This window comes from Allorhizocola rhizosphaerae (genome assembly GCF_003426775.1).
Classification (GTDB): Bacteria; Actinomycetota; Actinomycetes; order Mycobacteriales; family Micromonosporaceae; genus Allorhizocola; species Allorhizocola rhizosphaerae.
Genome location: NZ_QJUG01000214.1, coordinates 1 through 14,370, shown reverse-complemented (window position 1 = coordinate 14,370; position 14,370 = coordinate 1). Strand labels below are relative to the sequence as shown.

Below are 14,370 nucleotides of genomic sequence, written 5' to 3'. Positions count from 1 at the left end.
CTGGAGCTCGCCGCCACGCGGGTGCCCGCGCTGGGCGTGGCGGAACTTGCCGCGCGGCTGCGCGTGCCGCACGACCGGTTCGGGCTGCTGGGGTCCGGCCCGCGCGACGCGCCCGCCCGGCAGCGCACGCTGGCCGCGGTCATCGACTGGAGCTGGCGCCTGCTCGGTGAGCAGGAGCGGGTCGTGCTGCGCCGGCTCGCCGTCCACAGTGGAGGGTGCACGCTCGCCGCGGCCCAGGCCGTGGGTGGAAGCGAGGCGGTGGTGCTCGATCTGGTTGACCGGTCGCTGGTGGTGCGCACCGACGGGCCGCGGTTCCGGTTGCTGGAGTCCGTGTCGGCGTACTGCTTGGACCGGTTGCGTGAGGCGGGGGAGGAGCAGGAGGCGCGCCTCAGGCACGCGGAGTACTACCTGGAGCTGGCCGAGCGGGCCGAGTCGCAGTTGCGCGGGCCGGGGCAGCGGGAGTGGCTGCGGGTGCTCGACGCCGAGTCGGCCAACCTGCGCGCGGCGTTGGATACGTTGCGGCGCACCGGCTCGGATGGCGCGGGGCTTCGGCTCGTTGAGGCGCTTGTCTGGTACTGGATCCTGCGCGGGCGCCTCACCGAGGCACGCCGGGCATTGGCCGCGACGGGCGGCGGCAGCGGTAGGGCCGCGGCGTGGGAGGCGGGACTCGCGATGCGGCAGGGGTTGGCCGGGCCCGAGCGGATCGAGCAGGTGTTGAGGGGCCACGACGACCCGCGCGCACGGTGGTTTTTGGCCAACGCGAGCATCGATTTCGGTGATGTCGCCGCTACGGGCGCGTTGCTGGAGAGCGCGTTGGAGGAGTTTCGCGCCACGGGCGACCGGTGGGGCGAGGCGGCTGCGCTGAGCACCCGGGCCATGCTCGCCCACATGCGGGACGACCCCGATGCGCTGGAGCACGACGCCCGGCGCAGCGCCGAACTGTTCGGTGAGCTGGGCGACGAGTGGGGCGTGCTGCAGGCGACCGACTGGCTCATCGGGCATGCCGACATGATCGGCGACCATGCTTCGGCGATGCGGCTGAGCAGGGATGGGCTGCGCATCGCCGAGGAGCTCGGGCTATGGTCGGATGTGGCCGGGCGGCTCGGCTGGCTGGCGTGGATTTCGGTGCAGATCGCGGACTACGCTGCGGCCCTTGACCATGCGCAGCGGGCCAAGCGGTTGGCGGCCGAGCAGGGCGTGCGGGCGGTGGAGGTGTTCGCCACCATCGGGCTCGCGTTCGCGGCCCGGCGGGATGGACGGCGCGACCTGGCCGAGGAGCATCTGCGCTGGCTGCTGTCCACCGCGCGGGCGCAGACGGGCGGTGAGGGGCATCCGCCGTACCTCCCAATGGTTTTGACCGAACTGGGGCTGCTGGCCGCGCAGCGGGGAGACTCGGCCGGGGCGCTTGACCTGCATCGTGAGGCTTTCGAGGTGAACCGCGATCAGGCCTCGCCGCGCGGGATGGCGTGGGCGCTGGCGTGCCTGGGCGACGCGCTCACCCTTGGCGGGCGGGGTTCGGTCGCGGCGCAACTGCTCGGCGCGGCCGATGCGGCGTGGCGCAAGAGCGGGCTGTCACTGTCCACTTCGGACAGCACCGAGCTGGCACGGATCACGGCCGCTGTCGAGGCCGCCGAGCCGGCTTTCGCGGACCACTTCGCCCGCGGCGCCCAGCTCACGCCCGACGAGGCCTACGCCCTGCTGTGAACAGGCCCTTCGGGCGCCGCGCCTTGCTCCCGGGCGGGCGATTCCGCACGGCATCCGGGCCGTTGTTGCCGTGACAGTGGTTGATGAAGCGCAAAATCCCGGATATTGCGGCGGATTTCGCGGGTCTGGCGACATTATGCCGGATGTTGCCGCCCGGTTCCGGGCGCGCGACGACGTTACGCCGGATATCGCCGAAGGGGCCGGTCTGCGGCGCGCTGCATCTCTGCTCCGGCATCCCGGAGCAGAGACGTAGCGCACGGAATAGCTGCGCCGTGCTCGACGATCGGTCCGCGGCCGCCTACTTGGGCACGTAGATGTGTACGACGACCCCGGATTCGAACCGCTTCAGGTCGGCGAGCTTGAGGTGGGTGGTGTCGAATCCCGCGCCCTCGAACAGGTGCTTGCCCGCACCGACGATGACCGGGAAGTACCAGAAGTGGAACTCGTCGACCAGACCGTGCTCCACCAGCGTGCGGTCGAGCTCGCCGGTACCCCACTTGAGAATGTTCTTGCCGGGCTGCGCCTTGAGCTTGGCGACCGCCTCGGCCACGTCGCCCTCGATGAGCGTGGCGTTCCAGGTGGTCTCGGTGAGCGTGCGCGAGGCCACGTACTTCGGCGTGCTGTTGAAGACCTCCGCGTCGGGCCCCTCACGCCCCGACCACGCCTCGGCGAACCCCTCGTAGGTCACGCGACCGAGCAGGAACGCGTCTGCCGAGCCCATCAGCTCGCCGGCGTAGCCGTTGTGGTCGCCATCCCAGTATGCACTGCCCCAGTGCTGCGGCTCCGCCCGCGACGCCGTCGACGGGCGAGTGTCGTCGATGATGCCGTCCAGTGACACGAACGTTGACTCGATAAGTTTCCTCATGCCCGACAGCCTGCTGAGCTCCCCTTACGGTTTCCTTTCGATCGCCCTTACGATGGCGCTGCCGCCCCCTGGTGGGCGATGCCGCGCTGAGGACTCACTTGATGGGCGCGTCGTCTTGCAGGAGCCAGGCGGCGTGGAGTTTGGCGTAGACCGAGTCGGGGGTGGCCAGGAGGGCGGCGTGGGGGCCGCGTTGGACGATCCGGCCGGCGTCGACGACGATGACCTCGTCGGCGTCGCGGGCGGTGGCGAGGCGGTGGGCGATGGTGATGGTGGTTCGCTTGCGCGACACCGTGTCCAGGGCGCGGCGGAGCCGGGTTTCGGTGGCCGGGTCGACCGCGCTGGTCGCCTCGTCGAGCACGAGCAGGTCGGCGCCTGTCGCGTGCGCTCGGGCGAGCGCGACCAGCTGGCGTTCCCCGCCGCTGAGCCCCTCGCCGCGCTCGCCGATGGGTGTGTCGAGGCCGTCGGGCAGCCCGGCGAGCCAGTCGGCGAGGCCGAGCTCGGCGAGGATTGCCGCCACCTCGTCGTCCTCAAGCGACCGTCCAAAGCGGACGTTGTCGCCGAGTGTGCCCCGGAACAGAAAGCCGTCCTGCGGCACGAGTGTCACCCGCTCGCGCAGCGATTCGCGCCGCACCCGGCCGATGTCCACCCCGGACAGTAGTAGCTGCCCGGTGAGCGGCTCTGCCAGCCGCGTGACGAGTTTGGCCAGAGTGGTCTTGCCCGCACCGGTTTCTCCGACGATGGCCACCCGGCTTCCCGCCGCTATGTCGAGGCCGATGTCTTTCAAAACCTCTGATTTGGTACCGGCATAGGCGAACGAGACATCGCGCAGACGCACGTCGATGGGTCCCGCGGGCAGGTCGATCCCGTCGATGGGTTCCTTCACGTCCGGCTCGATGTCGAGCACGTCGAGCACACGCTTCCACCCGGCGACCGCGTTCTGCAGCCCGTTGAGCATTTCCGCCGCCACCTGAGCCGGCATGGCGAACATCGCGACCAGGAACATGAACGCCGTGATCTCGCCAACGCTCATTTGCCCCGCGACCCCGAGCAGCACACCGACGACGACCGTCGCCGCGAGCGCCGCGCCCGCCGCGAGTTCACCGACCGAGAAGGCCGTGACCGTGAGCCGCGACGAGCGCCGCGAGGCTTGGCGGTGGTCGTCGACGGCGCGGTCCAGCCGGGCGGCCGTGCGCGCCGACACGTCGTATGCCCGGATCACCTCGGCCCCGACCACGCTCTCGGAGATGACGCTCAGCATGCGTGCCGACCGCTCGCGCACCTGCATATAGGCGTCGGCAAGCCGGCGCATGCACGTGCGCACCAGCCACACCACCGGCGCGAACACCACGAACACCACCAGCGCGAGGCGCCACGAATAGGCCAGCATCACGCCGGCCGTGACGACCACTTGTCCAAAGCAGATGATGAGCACGACGCCGTTCCATTGCAGGAACGACGTGATCTGGTCGACGTCGGTCGTGGCCCGGGACATGAGCGCGCCGCGCGCTTGCGATTGAACCTGTGCCAGCGAAAGCTCGTGAATGTGGCGGAACACCTTGACCCGCACGGTCGCCAGCGCATCCTCACTCACCGCGAAAAGCCGGCGCAGCATCAGGAACCCACAAATAGTGGAAACAAAGAGGACCGCGGCGGTGACGGCGCAAATGGTGATGACGGCAGTCAGGTCGGGACCGTCCGGGGCGCGCAGGCCGTCGTCGATGGCGCGCTGGATCGCGACCGGGACGGCGGCGCGGCCGGCGGTCATCCCGATGGCGAGCGCGAGTGTCCCCGCAAGCCCTTGGTAGAGCTCGGGGGAGAGGGCGAGCCCGCGCCGCATGGTCTGCCAGATCACGCGGGCACTCCCGTCTTGACGTCATACGCGGCGAGCAGTGCGGCGTATTGCGGCACTGTCGCGAGCAGACGGTCATGCCGTCCAGTCGCGACGATCCGGCCCTCCTCCAGATAGACCACCTCGTCGGCGAGCGCGATGGTCTGCCGCCGCGTCGCCACGACAAGCATGGTGGGCCTTTGCTTTCGGGTGCGCAGGCCGGTAACGATCGCGGCCTCGACCACCGGATCGACCGCGCTCGTCGCGTCGTCGAGGACGAGGAGTCCGGGCCGGCCGACCAGCGCGCGGGCCAGGGTGAGCCGCTGGCGCTGCCCGCCGGACACGGTCACACCGCGCTCGCCCAAACGCGTCTCCAGCCCTTCCGGCAAGGCGTCAACGAAGGCGTCGGCTTGGGCGTCGGCAAGCGCTTCGCGGATCGCGTCGTCGTCGATGCCGGGACGATCCAGGGTTACGTTGGCGCGCACCGTGTCGTCGAACACGAACGACGACTGCGCGACGACGGACACGGTCGCGGCGAGCGAGGCGGCGCTCAGGTCGCGCGCGTCGTACCCGTTGAGCAGGACCCGACCCGAGTCGGGATCGATGAGGCGGGCGGCAAGCGCGGCGAGCGTGGACTTGCCCGAACCGGTGGGCCCGACCAGCGCGACGATCCGGCCCTTGGGCACCTCGAACGTGATGTCGTGCAGCACGGAAGCCCTTGTGCCATAAGCATAGCCCACGTTGTCGAAACGCAGCTCAGCCGGACCGATGTCGTGAGTGGACTGCTCGCCGTAGGTCATGTCGCCCGTCGCGGAAAGGACCGCGTCCACCCGTTCCCAGCCCGCGACCGCCCTTGGCACCGCGGTCAGCAGCCAGCCGATGGCCCGCAACGGCGCGTCCAGCAGGGCGAACAGGAACGCGGCGGTGGTCAGCTGACCCAGGTCGATCGCGCCTTGATCGAGGCGCAGGGCGCCGATCACGAGCACCGTCAGCGTGCCGAAGCTTGGCAGCGTGTCGACGAGCGGGTCGTGCCAGCCGCGCGTCCGTCCAATCGAGACGTTCACCTCGCGAAGCCGGCGTACCTCATCGGTGAATCTTTGGGTTTGATGGTCCTCACGACCGAGGCTTTTGACGGTCAGCGCACCGTCGAAACTCTCGTGCGCCAGGGAGCTGACGTTGGCGCGCATGCTTTGGGAACGCTTGTATTTCGGCGCGACGATGCGCGTGAACACGGCGAAAAGCGTGCACAGGGAAGGGAACAGGATCGTGCCGACCAGCGCCACGGCCCAGTCTATTGTGTACAGTGCGGTCAGCGTGCCGAGCAGGAGCAGCACCGTGGCGATGGCGTAGGCGAGGGTGCCGCCCGGCGACCACATGGCCTCCAGGTCCGAGCCGGCGTGCGACAGCAGCTTGCCGGTCGGATGCCGCCGGTGCCACGACGGTGGAAGCCGGAGAAACCGGCGAACCAATTTTTTGCGGTACCGTGCGTGCAGCTCAAGCTGCAGATAGATCGAGCCGAGCCGCCGGCCGAAGATGCCGACCACCCTCAGCGCGCTCAGCCCCAGCAGCGCGGCCGCGCCGCCCGCGAGCAAGGCCAGTTCGGTCTCGCCGCGGTCCACCATGGGCACGATGACGCGCTCGACGACCGCACCGACCACGAACGCGCCGCTGATCGAGAGCACGACGACCAGGCACGCCCCGCCGAACGATACGGCGAACAACCGCGGCTCCTCGCGAATGACCCGGCCGATCAGGCGCACGCCCTTGGCCGCGATCTCCCGGGTGATCCGCTCGGTCACTTCCGTCCCCCGCTTCGCTTCGGGACGCCTGGCTGCCGATTCACTGCGGGCAAGCCGTCGCTCGATGGCGTCTGTCCGCGGTGCTTCGGGGCGCTTGACCGCTGATTCGCTCGGGGCGAGCCCTCGCTCATAACGTCATGCCCCAGAGTTCGGCCACGGCGGCGGTGAACTCGGCCTCGTCGAGCGAGCCGATGCGTTGCCCCGCCGCTTCGCGGGACAGCGTGGTCCCCTCCTGCGAGTCGCGGCCGAGCAGCCCGCCGAGGTCCCCGGGCGCGGAGAGCCCGCAGAAGCCGAACAGCTCGCTCATCACGCGCTGGGGATCGGCGGTCACGTCCTCGTAGCGGATGGCGAACAGGCGCGCGCCGCGGTGCCGCAGGGCCAACGCACGCACCATCTGCGACACCCACTGGCAGGCCAGCACCTCGGACGCGGACAGCAGTCTGCCCTTGCGGGCGCGATAAGCGGAGATCATGGGGATGATCACCCCGAGCCCGTCCTGCATGCCGGCGGGATCGTCAGAGAGCGCCGGGTCGTAGTCGGCGAAGGCGCGCGCGGACGAGCGGGCCCACGGCAGCGGCTCGCGGTGCAGGAACACCGTGTGCGCCTCGGGCATGGCCGCGCTCAATGTCTCGGCGAGCTCGACGACGAAGCTGCGCGGCTTGACCACGACGGGTCGGCCGCCCATCGTCGAGCACAGCAGGCGCAGGCAGGTCACGGCCAGATCGGTGCGCTCGGGGTCGTCGACCGTGACAAGTTGCGTCAGAACGTCCGGTTCGGACAGTCCGGTGAGCCCACCGGCCTCGGCCATCGCGCGCACCAGCAGTGTGGAGCCGCAGCGGCCGGTGGAATAGAGCATCACCACGCGAGACGGGTCGAACGGGGCACGGGCCGCCAGCTCGTGCAGCACTTCGTAGGGCACGGCGAGCAGGCTTTCGGCATGCTCGAACTGGGCCTGGAACAGGAACGGCTGCGCGGTGAGGTCGACCCCGGGCGTGGTGCGCACGAACAGTGCCCGGCGCTGGTCGTGATCCAGGCAGTAGAGGCTCAGCGCCGGGTCGTGCAGCACCGCTTCGGCGTCGGCCGGACCCGCGTCGCGGCACACGAAGTCGCCCGCTCCGGCGATCGCGATCGGATGCGGCCTGCCACGGTCCACAATCGACAGTGCGCGGGCGGGCGCGTGGCGGGAAGGTGGGAGCGGGATGCCGCCCGCCCCCACCCGCTTGGGTTGGGCGTCAATCATCAAGTCATGCCGCCCTTTGTCGGGTTTTGCGTTGGCGCGCAAGGAGTCCGCCACGTGAGTTCCGCCCCCCTCGGCGCAAGATCGAAGTATGTGCGACGCTGATTCCCAGCGTAGGGAAAGCGTTTTCCCTTCACAAGGCCGACCCGATTGCAGGTTTGTTGCATCGAGTTTGTTGCATCGAGCCGGTCAGCCCGGATGGGTGGGTCGAGGCGACGTGCCGAGGCGACGGCCACGCGTGACGGGGAGAATCCTCATGAATGCGTCCACGAGCGCGTCGCCGGCCCAGCGATGGCGTTCGCGCCGGCCGGAAAGGTAGAGGCTGACCGTGGTGAGAACGGCCGCGAGCGATGCTGCGGCTGCCGACACAATGGTGGCGTGTCCGGCAGTCCTTGCTCCATGTCATATCGACGTTGGTGCAAAGGCTATGGAGCTCATGCCTGGAATTTTCAGCTGTGAGTTTCGGCACCGATGAGTTTGGTCCTGCTCGGCCGTCCTAGCGTAGAGACCGAGGAGGAGATCAGATGACAGAGTTCGAGACGCACACGCTGGACGTGCCGGGTGCGGTCGTGGCTTATGACGTGCGCCGGGTGGAGGGCAGCAGCGAGCCGCCGCTGCTGCTGTTCGGCTCGCCGATGGACGCGACCGGGTTCGCCGCGCTGGCCGTGCATTTCACCGACCGCACGGTCGTCACCTACGACCCGCGCGGGGCTGGGCGCAGCACCAAGAAGGTTCCAGGCAGCGAGTCAACGCCCGAGCAACACGCCGACGACGTGCACCGGATAATCGAGGAACTCGGCGGCGGACCGGTGGACATCCTCGCCAGCAGCGGCGGCGCGGTCAACGCGCTGGCCCTGGTGGCGCGGCATCCGCAGCAGGTGCGCACGCTCGTGGCGCACGAGCCGCCCGTGTCCACGGCCGTGCCCGACCGCGAGGAGGCGCTGGCGGCGATGAAGGACCTGCACACGACCTACCAGCGCGACGGGTTCGGCCCGGCCATGGCCAAGTTCATCGCGCTGGTCGGGTTCAAGGGCCCGTTCCCGGCCGACTACGCCGACCGGCCCGGCCCGGCGCCGTCCGACTTTGGCCTGCCCACGCAGGACGACGGTTCCCGCGATGACGTGCTTTTGGGGCAAAATCTGCTTACGTGCAGCCATTACGAGCCCGACTACGACGCCCTGCGCAATGGGCCGACCCGGGTCGTGCTGGCCGTCGGGGTCGAGTCCGAAGGCGAGTTGGCCAACCGTGCGGCCCACGCTGTTGCCGAGAAGCTCGGCACGAAGGCGGTTGCCTTCCCGAGCCACCACGCCGGATTCCTCGGCCCGAACGATTACGGCATGGCGGGCGAGCCGGAGGCCTTCGCCGCCACCCTGCGCCGGGTGCTTTCCGAGTAACGGACACCAATGCCGAGCCCGTGGCGCGCAGCCGCCATGGGCTCGGCGTGGCTAGCCGCGCAGGGCGAGATAGATCGCGCGCACGGCGAGCGTGCGCTCGATATCGTCGATGATCGGCGCGAAGAACTGCCGCCGGTGGTCCGCGTCGCTCATCGAGGTCACGGCAAAATACATGCTGCCGAATCCGGCGAAGAGCGTGGCGTTGCGCAGGAGCGCGACCGGTACCGCCGGAAAGAGCACAGAACGCGCCGGTGGCTCGCCGATCCACTGCTCGGCCGTCTCGGGCGTGACCACCAGCACGCCCAGGATGAGAAAGAACGTGAACAGCGCCAGCCCGACAACCGCAGCCTGCACGAGCTGGCGGGTGGCCAACTGCAGCAGCAGGTTGCGGGACTGATACCCGTTCAGCGGCACCGGCGTGAGCCGTTCACCGGGCGCGATTTCGGCGATGGGCAGGTCGGCCAGCGGCGTGTCGCGGCACGCCGCCGACACCCGCGACGGGCTCAGGTCCTGCTCCACCCGGCCGATCTCCTCACGCAACCGGCCCGCCGCCGCGAGGATCGTTACCGCCGCGAACAGCCCGACCACCAGGGCCAGCCGCCACCACCCGAGCCGGTTCATGGCCTGCCACAGCTCACCGGTGAAAAACAGGAACAGCGTGACGAACAGCAGCGCGGGCAGGGCACGGCCCAGCAGCTGCACGCTGTTGCGCAGGTCGTAGGCCGCGTGCCGGATCGCGCGGGCCAGCAGGGCACCCAGGCCGTACTTTGTCGCGAGCTGCGTGCCGAAGAACACCACAGCGAAGAAGATGACGAATCCCACCACGCCGACCGCGCTCCCGCCGGGAGCAGTGACCCTGCCGTCGACGGCGAGCTGCAGCAGCGGCACGGCAACCGGCATGGCCGCGTATCCGGTGAGGATCGCGATCGTCGTGCGCCGGGAGAAGCGGGGTGCCCGGCGCACGAACACGCCGAGCACCCATCGGACGGCCACGGTCACCACGATCACCCCGCCGAGCAGGATCCACCGGGCCGAGCCGGCGGAGCGCAGCGGAACGAGCCAGGCGAGGCTCGCGGCCGAGACGAGCGCCAGCGACGGGAGCATCCGGGGCAACACGTGCGTGGCGAAGCCGTACCCTTCGATCATGGTCGGCACGCCGCGGCGGATGAACCAGCGCTCGGTTCGGCGGGACAGGGCACGCGAGGCAGTGAACGGCACGGGTCGATCATGCCGCACGCCGTCGACTCACGGGCTGGTACAGCTCACGTTTGTCGGCGCCGCCGTGCCGTTGCCGTTGGCCGTGTAGCCGAACGTCGTGCTCCCATTGACGGCTATGGTCCCGTTGTAAGGCGCGTTTCGCACGCTGACCGGCCCGCTGGTGCCGGTGTTGACGCCGTTCCAGAGGTTGGTGATGGTTTGCCCGCCGGCCAGGGTCATGCGCACCGTCCATCCATTGAGGACAGACGACCCGCGGTTGGCCACGGCCACCTCGGCCTGGAATCCGCCGCCCCAATTGTTGACCACCCGGTATGTCGCCGTGCACCCGCCGGGCTGTCCCGAAGGCGAGGCGGACGGCGAGACCGATGGCGAGACCGACGGTGAGACGGACGGGCTCGGGCTGTTGGGTGGGACAAGACTGCCCGGCACCGACAGCAGTGCCGCGTACCATGCCGCCGCCATCTTGTTATAGCCATTGAGATTTGGGTGTACGCCGTCGGCCAGATCAGCGGTCGTCAACGCGTTGAACATATCGACCAGATGGATGCGCCGCCCGGCGTTGGCCCTGGTCCGCACGATGTTGGTCACGTCGGTGTTGTAGGCGCGCACCCGTGCGTCCTGCCCGGACAGCGGGACAATCGTCGCCACGAAAAGCTCGGTGTTGGGTGCCAGCGAGTGGATCCGGTCCACCAGCGTGGCCAACCGTGTCCCGGCGCCGCTGGGATTTTGGATCATGTCGTTGGTGCCGATGTGCAACAGGATCGTGCGCGGGGTCTGCGCGCGCATCCAGTTGGTGATGTTGGCGTCGATCTGGTCGATGCGCCAGCCGGAGTGGCCCTGATGGTCGTGGTCGCCGAGGCTGGCCGGCCCGTTGAACTGCGACCCGACGAAGTCGACCGTGTAGCCTCCGGACACGAATCGTTGCCACAGCCCGATCCGGTAGCCGCCGGGCACGTTGAAACCGTCGGTGATGGAATCACCGAGCGGCATGACCCGTACCCCACCATTGGATTCAGCATTGGCCGAGCCGGTGCTCAACAAAACGGCGGCGGCCATCACCGCCGTCGCCGCGGCCACACTGGCCAGCAGGCGCTTAACTCTTGCCATGGGTGGTCCCTCCTTCGATCGCGGTCTGCTCGCCCTGCCACAAGCCGGACTTTGTGCGCCAACAGAACGCCGCGGCCGGGCATGGCAGGGGGCACGCCTGTCGTTGATGGACAGTGGCGCCTCCTCGCGTGCCCGGCACGAAGAAGAGAACCGCAAAGCCTTGTGTGCTTGACTCTTCCGATGGTCGGCCGCGCCGCCGGCCATCCGGGTCGATCTTCCCCGGATATAACGAGCCTTCTCAATGCAGTACAAGAGGGGAGCGCCAAGCGGCGGCAAACCAGCGCCGAATGGCGGCACTCCCACGGCAAGCGGTTCATCTATATCCGGCCGCCGAACCGGCTTCTACGCCGCCGACCACGCGCCGCCAGCCGGCCGTCCCGAGTATCGGTGCTCAGGGATCACAATTACTGGACAGGCGTCCAAGTATTTTGCTAGCCTCTCCACTTACTGGACAAACGTCCAAGAAAGCTGGGAGGGCTAATGGCCTGGGTGTTCCTTGTCGCTGCTATCGTCGCCGAGGTGATGGCGACGATCTCGTTGCGCCTGTCGGAAGGCTTTTCGAAGCTGGTGCCGACCGTGCTGGTGGTGGTGGGCTATGCCGCCGCGTTCACCATGCTCTCGTTCGCCCTCAAGCGCGGCATGCCGGTCGCGGTCGGCTATGCGGTCTGGGCCGCAGCGGGCATCGCACTGATCTCGATCATCGGAGCGACGTTCCTCGATGAGAAGCTGAGCGTAGTGCAGATCGGCGGGATCGCGCTCGTGATAGCCGGGGTGGTGGCATTGGAGGTGGGCGGTGCCAACTGAGCCCGACGGTCGGCGGGCACGCGGGCAGGAGACCCGGCGCAGGCTCTTGGACGCCACCGTGCGGGTCGTCGGCCGGGACGGCCCGGCCGCGGTCACGCACCGGGCCGTGGCCGCGGAGGCCGGCCTGACCAAGTCGCTGGCGACCTACCACTTCGCGACGATCGACGACCTGCTCACGGCCGCGCTCATCGAGTGCACGGAAGCGTATGCCCGGCAGATCGCGGCCGACCTGCCGCCGGACTCCTCGCCGGCCGATCTGGCCGAGCACCTGGCCGCCAACATCAACGAGCACCGCCAGGACTGGCTGGCCTATTACGAACTGTTCCTGCTCGCCGTCCGCCGGCCGGCCCTGCGCGCGGCTGCCCTGCAGTGGACAAAGTGGACGACCTCCATCGCCCGCCGTTACACCGACGACCCGGTGGCCATCGACGCGTTTGTCTCCGCGCTCGATGGCCTCGGCGTGGCGGCCCTGCTCTGCGATGACCCGGTCGACCCACGACAGCTCGGGCGAATGTTCACCTACCTGCTCCGGGGGCGTCAAGGAAAACGTGGTTGATCCGCACCCGTTTGTCGAGTTCGGGAAACGCTCTTGCGGTCGCGGCACGCGGGCGGCGAGTCTTGGGTCATGCTTGAGCCGGTGGTCGATTTGGTGGTCGGCGCCGCGGGCTACGGCAAGACCAGCCTGCTGCGCCAGCGTTACCCGAACGCCACCTGGGTTCGCGGGTCGACCGACCTGGCGGGCGGCGACACCGTACTGGATGATTTGCCGAGGTTGACAGTCGAAGCGGCGCTGGCGCTGCTGGCAAGGATCGACGGGCTGCCGGCCGGCACACGGGTGGCGATCGCTTCGCGGTTTCCGCTCCCCGTTTCGACGGCCCGGCTGCGCGGGCGCGGGCTGCTTACCCAGGTGCGCCCGGCCGAGCTTGCCCTGTCCGCCGAGCAGACGGCGGATTTGCTTTCCATTCAGTACGGTGTGCGAGATCCCGATCTGTCGGATCAGCTGCACGAGGCGACCGCCGGCTGGCCGGCGCTGGTGCGCCTGGCCGGTGAGGCGGTGGCCGCGGGGGAGCCGCTGCTGCCCGAGCCCGGCAGTCCACTTTGGAGCTTTGTGAGCGAGGAGGTGCTGGCCCCGCTCCCGGAGCAGGTGCGGTCGTTGCTCACCGATGTGGCCGACTTCGCACCCGTTTCCACCGGGCTCGGTGAGGCGCTGGGTTACGACGACGCGGCCGCGTCTCTTCGCCTGCTGTCCGCCACCGGCCTGCTGCATGACGACCGGGTCGTGCCCATGGTCGCCCACGTGGCGCGCGAGCGCACCGGCTCCAGGAGGGTGGCGATGCTCGCCGCGCGCTGGTTTGAGGAGGCCGGTCATCCGGCGGCGGCGCTGAAGGCGTACGCCCGCGCGGGCGAGCTTGTCGAATGTGGACGATTACTCGACCGGTTCGGACAGGAGATTCTCGCCTCCGGGCACGGCTTGCTGATCACCGATATCCTGCACAAGGTCCCGACCCGCAGCCGCGAGCAGCACCTGCTGCTCGGTGACGCGATCCGCACCGCGGGGTCGGCCAGGCGCGCCGCGGAGGTTTATGCGCTCGTCGCCGACGCCGAACCGGTGTGGGATGCCGCGATCGCCTGGCGTATGGGGATGCTGCACTACCACCGGGGCGATTCACGCGCCGCGCTGGCGGCGTTCGACCGCGCGACCGGCGACGGTGAGCCATCGCGCGACCAAGCCATGCTCCTGTCCTGGCGGGCCTGCGCCCACCTGCAGCTGGGCGAGACCGGCACCGCTGTCGACCTCGCGAACCAGGCCTGCCGCACCGGCTCCCTCGCCAACGACGACCTTGCCTTGGCCACCGCCTACGCCACGCTCGCCCTGTGCGGCAACGTTTCCGGGCGCGACGCCGACAGCGAGGAGCTCGATGCCGAGGCATTGGAGCGCGCGGAGAAGGCGGGCAACGTGATCCTGCGGGCGCGCATCCTTACCAGCCGCACATTCCGCCTCCTCACCGAGGCGAAATACGGTGCGGCGCTTGAGGCCGCCCGGGAAAACGCGCAATGCGCCGCGCAAGCGGGCCACACCAACCTGCGCTCGGTCGCCTACTGCAACCAGGGCGACGCGCTGATGATGCTGGGCCGGCACGATGAGGCGATCAGGCAGTACCAGCGGGCAGAGGCCATCACCCGCCGGATGGGCTCGCGCCGGTCGGCCTCGGCGCGGCTCGGGCTGGGCGAGGTGTACCGCCGCCGGGGCTGGACCGAACAGGCGCGTGCCGCCTACGAGACAGCCCTCGAACTGGCCGAAGACGGTGGGCTGCACCAGGTCCAGGTGCACGCGCTGTGCGGGCTGGCCCGCCTGCTCGCCCCGGCCGACCCGCAAACCGCCGCAGAGCACGCCGCCCGCGCGGCCGCGCTCG

11 protein-coding genes are annotated in these 14,370 nt (G+C 69.4%); 5 read left to right on the top strand and 6 right to left on the bottom strand.

Features of this window, described 5'->3' with window-relative positions; all coding sequences use genetic code 11:
- Positions 1-1,704, top strand: a 1,704-nt coding sequence (locus DM816_RS32980; protein WP_425455302.1) for an ATP-binding protein, incomplete at its 5' end; no start/stop codon positions are given.
- 298 nt (positions 1,705-2,002) lie between these two features.
- On the opposite strand, the gene DM816_RS32975 is transcribed toward DM816_RS32980, so the two are convergent.
- From DM816_RS32975 to DM816_RS32960, 4 genes are all read right to left on the bottom strand, one after another.
- Positions 2,003-2,569 carry a dihydrofolate reductase family protein gene (locus tag DM816_RS32975; RefSeq protein WP_117214390.1) on the bottom strand — a complete coding sequence of 189 codons (567 nt, stop codon included), beginning with the start codon at positions 2,567-2,569 and terminating at the stop codon, positions 2,003-2,005.
- Positions 2,570-2,663: 94 nt separating this feature from the next.
- On the bottom strand, positions 2,664-4,406 hold the full coding sequence (locus DM816_RS32970; protein ID WP_117214392.1) for an ABC transporter ATP-binding protein: 1,743 nt from the start codon (positions 4,404-4,406) through the stop codon (positions 2,664-2,666).
- Between the two features lie 11 nt (positions 4,407-4,417).
- Positions 4,418-6,196, bottom strand: a complete 1,779-nt coding sequence (locus DM816_RS32965) for an ABC transporter ATP-binding protein (protein WP_246002497.1) — start codon at positions 6,194-6,196, stop codon at positions 4,418-4,420.
- 127 nt (positions 6,197-6,323) lie between these two features.
- On the bottom strand, positions 6,324-7,436 hold the full coding sequence (locus DM816_RS32960) for a sulfotransferase (RefSeq protein ID WP_162908079.1): 1,113 nt from the start codon (positions 7,434-7,436) through the stop codon (positions 6,324-6,326).
- A 521-nt stretch (positions 7,437-7,957) separates the two neighbouring features.
- On the opposite strand from DM816_RS32960, the gene DM816_RS32955 reads away from it, so the two are divergent.
- On the top strand, positions 7,958-8,827 hold the full coding sequence (locus DM816_RS32955) for an alpha/beta fold hydrolase (RefSeq protein ID WP_117214388.1): 870 nt from the start codon (positions 7,958-7,960) through the stop codon (positions 8,825-8,827).
- Between the two features lie 51 nt (positions 8,828-8,878).
- Here the strand turns inward: DM816_RS32955 and DM816_RS32950 are convergent, their stop codons facing one another.
- Positions 8,879-10,045, bottom strand: a complete 1,167-nt coding sequence (locus DM816_RS32950) for a hypothetical protein (RefSeq protein WP_162908078.1) — start codon at positions 10,043-10,045, stop codon at positions 8,879-8,881.
- Positions 10,046-10,072: 27 nt separating this feature from the next.
- Complete coding sequence (locus tag DM816_RS32945; protein WP_117214386.1) at positions 10,073-11,152, bottom strand: cellulose binding domain-containing protein; 1,080 nt, start codon at positions 11,150-11,152, stop codon at positions 10,073-10,075.
- Between the two features lie 480 nt (positions 11,153-11,632).
- Here DM816_RS32945 and DM816_RS32940 point away from each other — a divergent pair, with 480 nt between their 5' ends.
- The 3 genes from DM816_RS32940 to DM816_RS32930 form a co-directional block, all read left to right on the top strand.
- Positions 11,633-11,956, top strand: a complete 324-nt coding sequence (locus tag DM816_RS32940; RefSeq protein ID WP_117214385.1) for a DMT family transporter — start codon at positions 11,633-11,635, stop codon at positions 11,954-11,956.
- On the top strand, positions 11,946-12,512 hold the full coding sequence (locus DM816_RS32935) for a TetR/AcrR family transcriptional regulator (RefSeq protein WP_117214384.1): 567 nt from the start codon (positions 11,946-11,948) through the stop codon (positions 12,510-12,512). The genes DM816_RS32940 and DM816_RS32935 overlap by 11 nt, the downstream gene beginning before the upstream one ends.
- A gap of 69 nt (positions 12,513-12,581) precedes the next feature.
- Positions 12,582-14,370 (top strand): tetratricopeptide repeat protein (locus tag DM816_RS32930; protein WP_342768780.1); only part of this gene is annotated, 1,789 nt, incomplete at its 3' end.

Bases quoted from the DNA above. Each gene is read 5' to 3' on its own strand.
- DM816_RS32975 (WP_117214390.1), bottom strand. From the start codon at position 2,569: ATGAGGAAACTTATCGAGTCAACGTTCGTGTCACTGGACGGCATCATC.
- DM816_RS32970 (WP_117214392.1), bottom strand. From the start codon at position 4,406: ATGCGGCGCGGGCTCGCCCTCTCCCCCGAGCTCTACCAAGGGCTTGCG.
- DM816_RS32960 (WP_162908079.1), bottom strand. From the start codon at position 7,436: ATGATTGACGCCCAACCCAAGCGGGTGGGGGCGGGCGGCATCCCGCTC.
- DM816_RS32955 (WP_117214388.1), top strand. From the start codon at position 7,958: ATGACAGAGTTCGAGACGCACACGCTGGACGTGCCGGGTGCGGTCGTG.
- DM816_RS32945 (WP_117214386.1), bottom strand. From the start codon at position 11,152: ATGGCAAGAGTTAAGCGCCTGCTGGCCAGTGTGGCCGCGGCGACGGCG.
- DM816_RS32940 (WP_117214385.1), top strand. From the start codon at position 11,633: ATGGCCTGGGTGTTCCTTGTCGCTGCTATCGTCGCCGAGGTGATGGCG.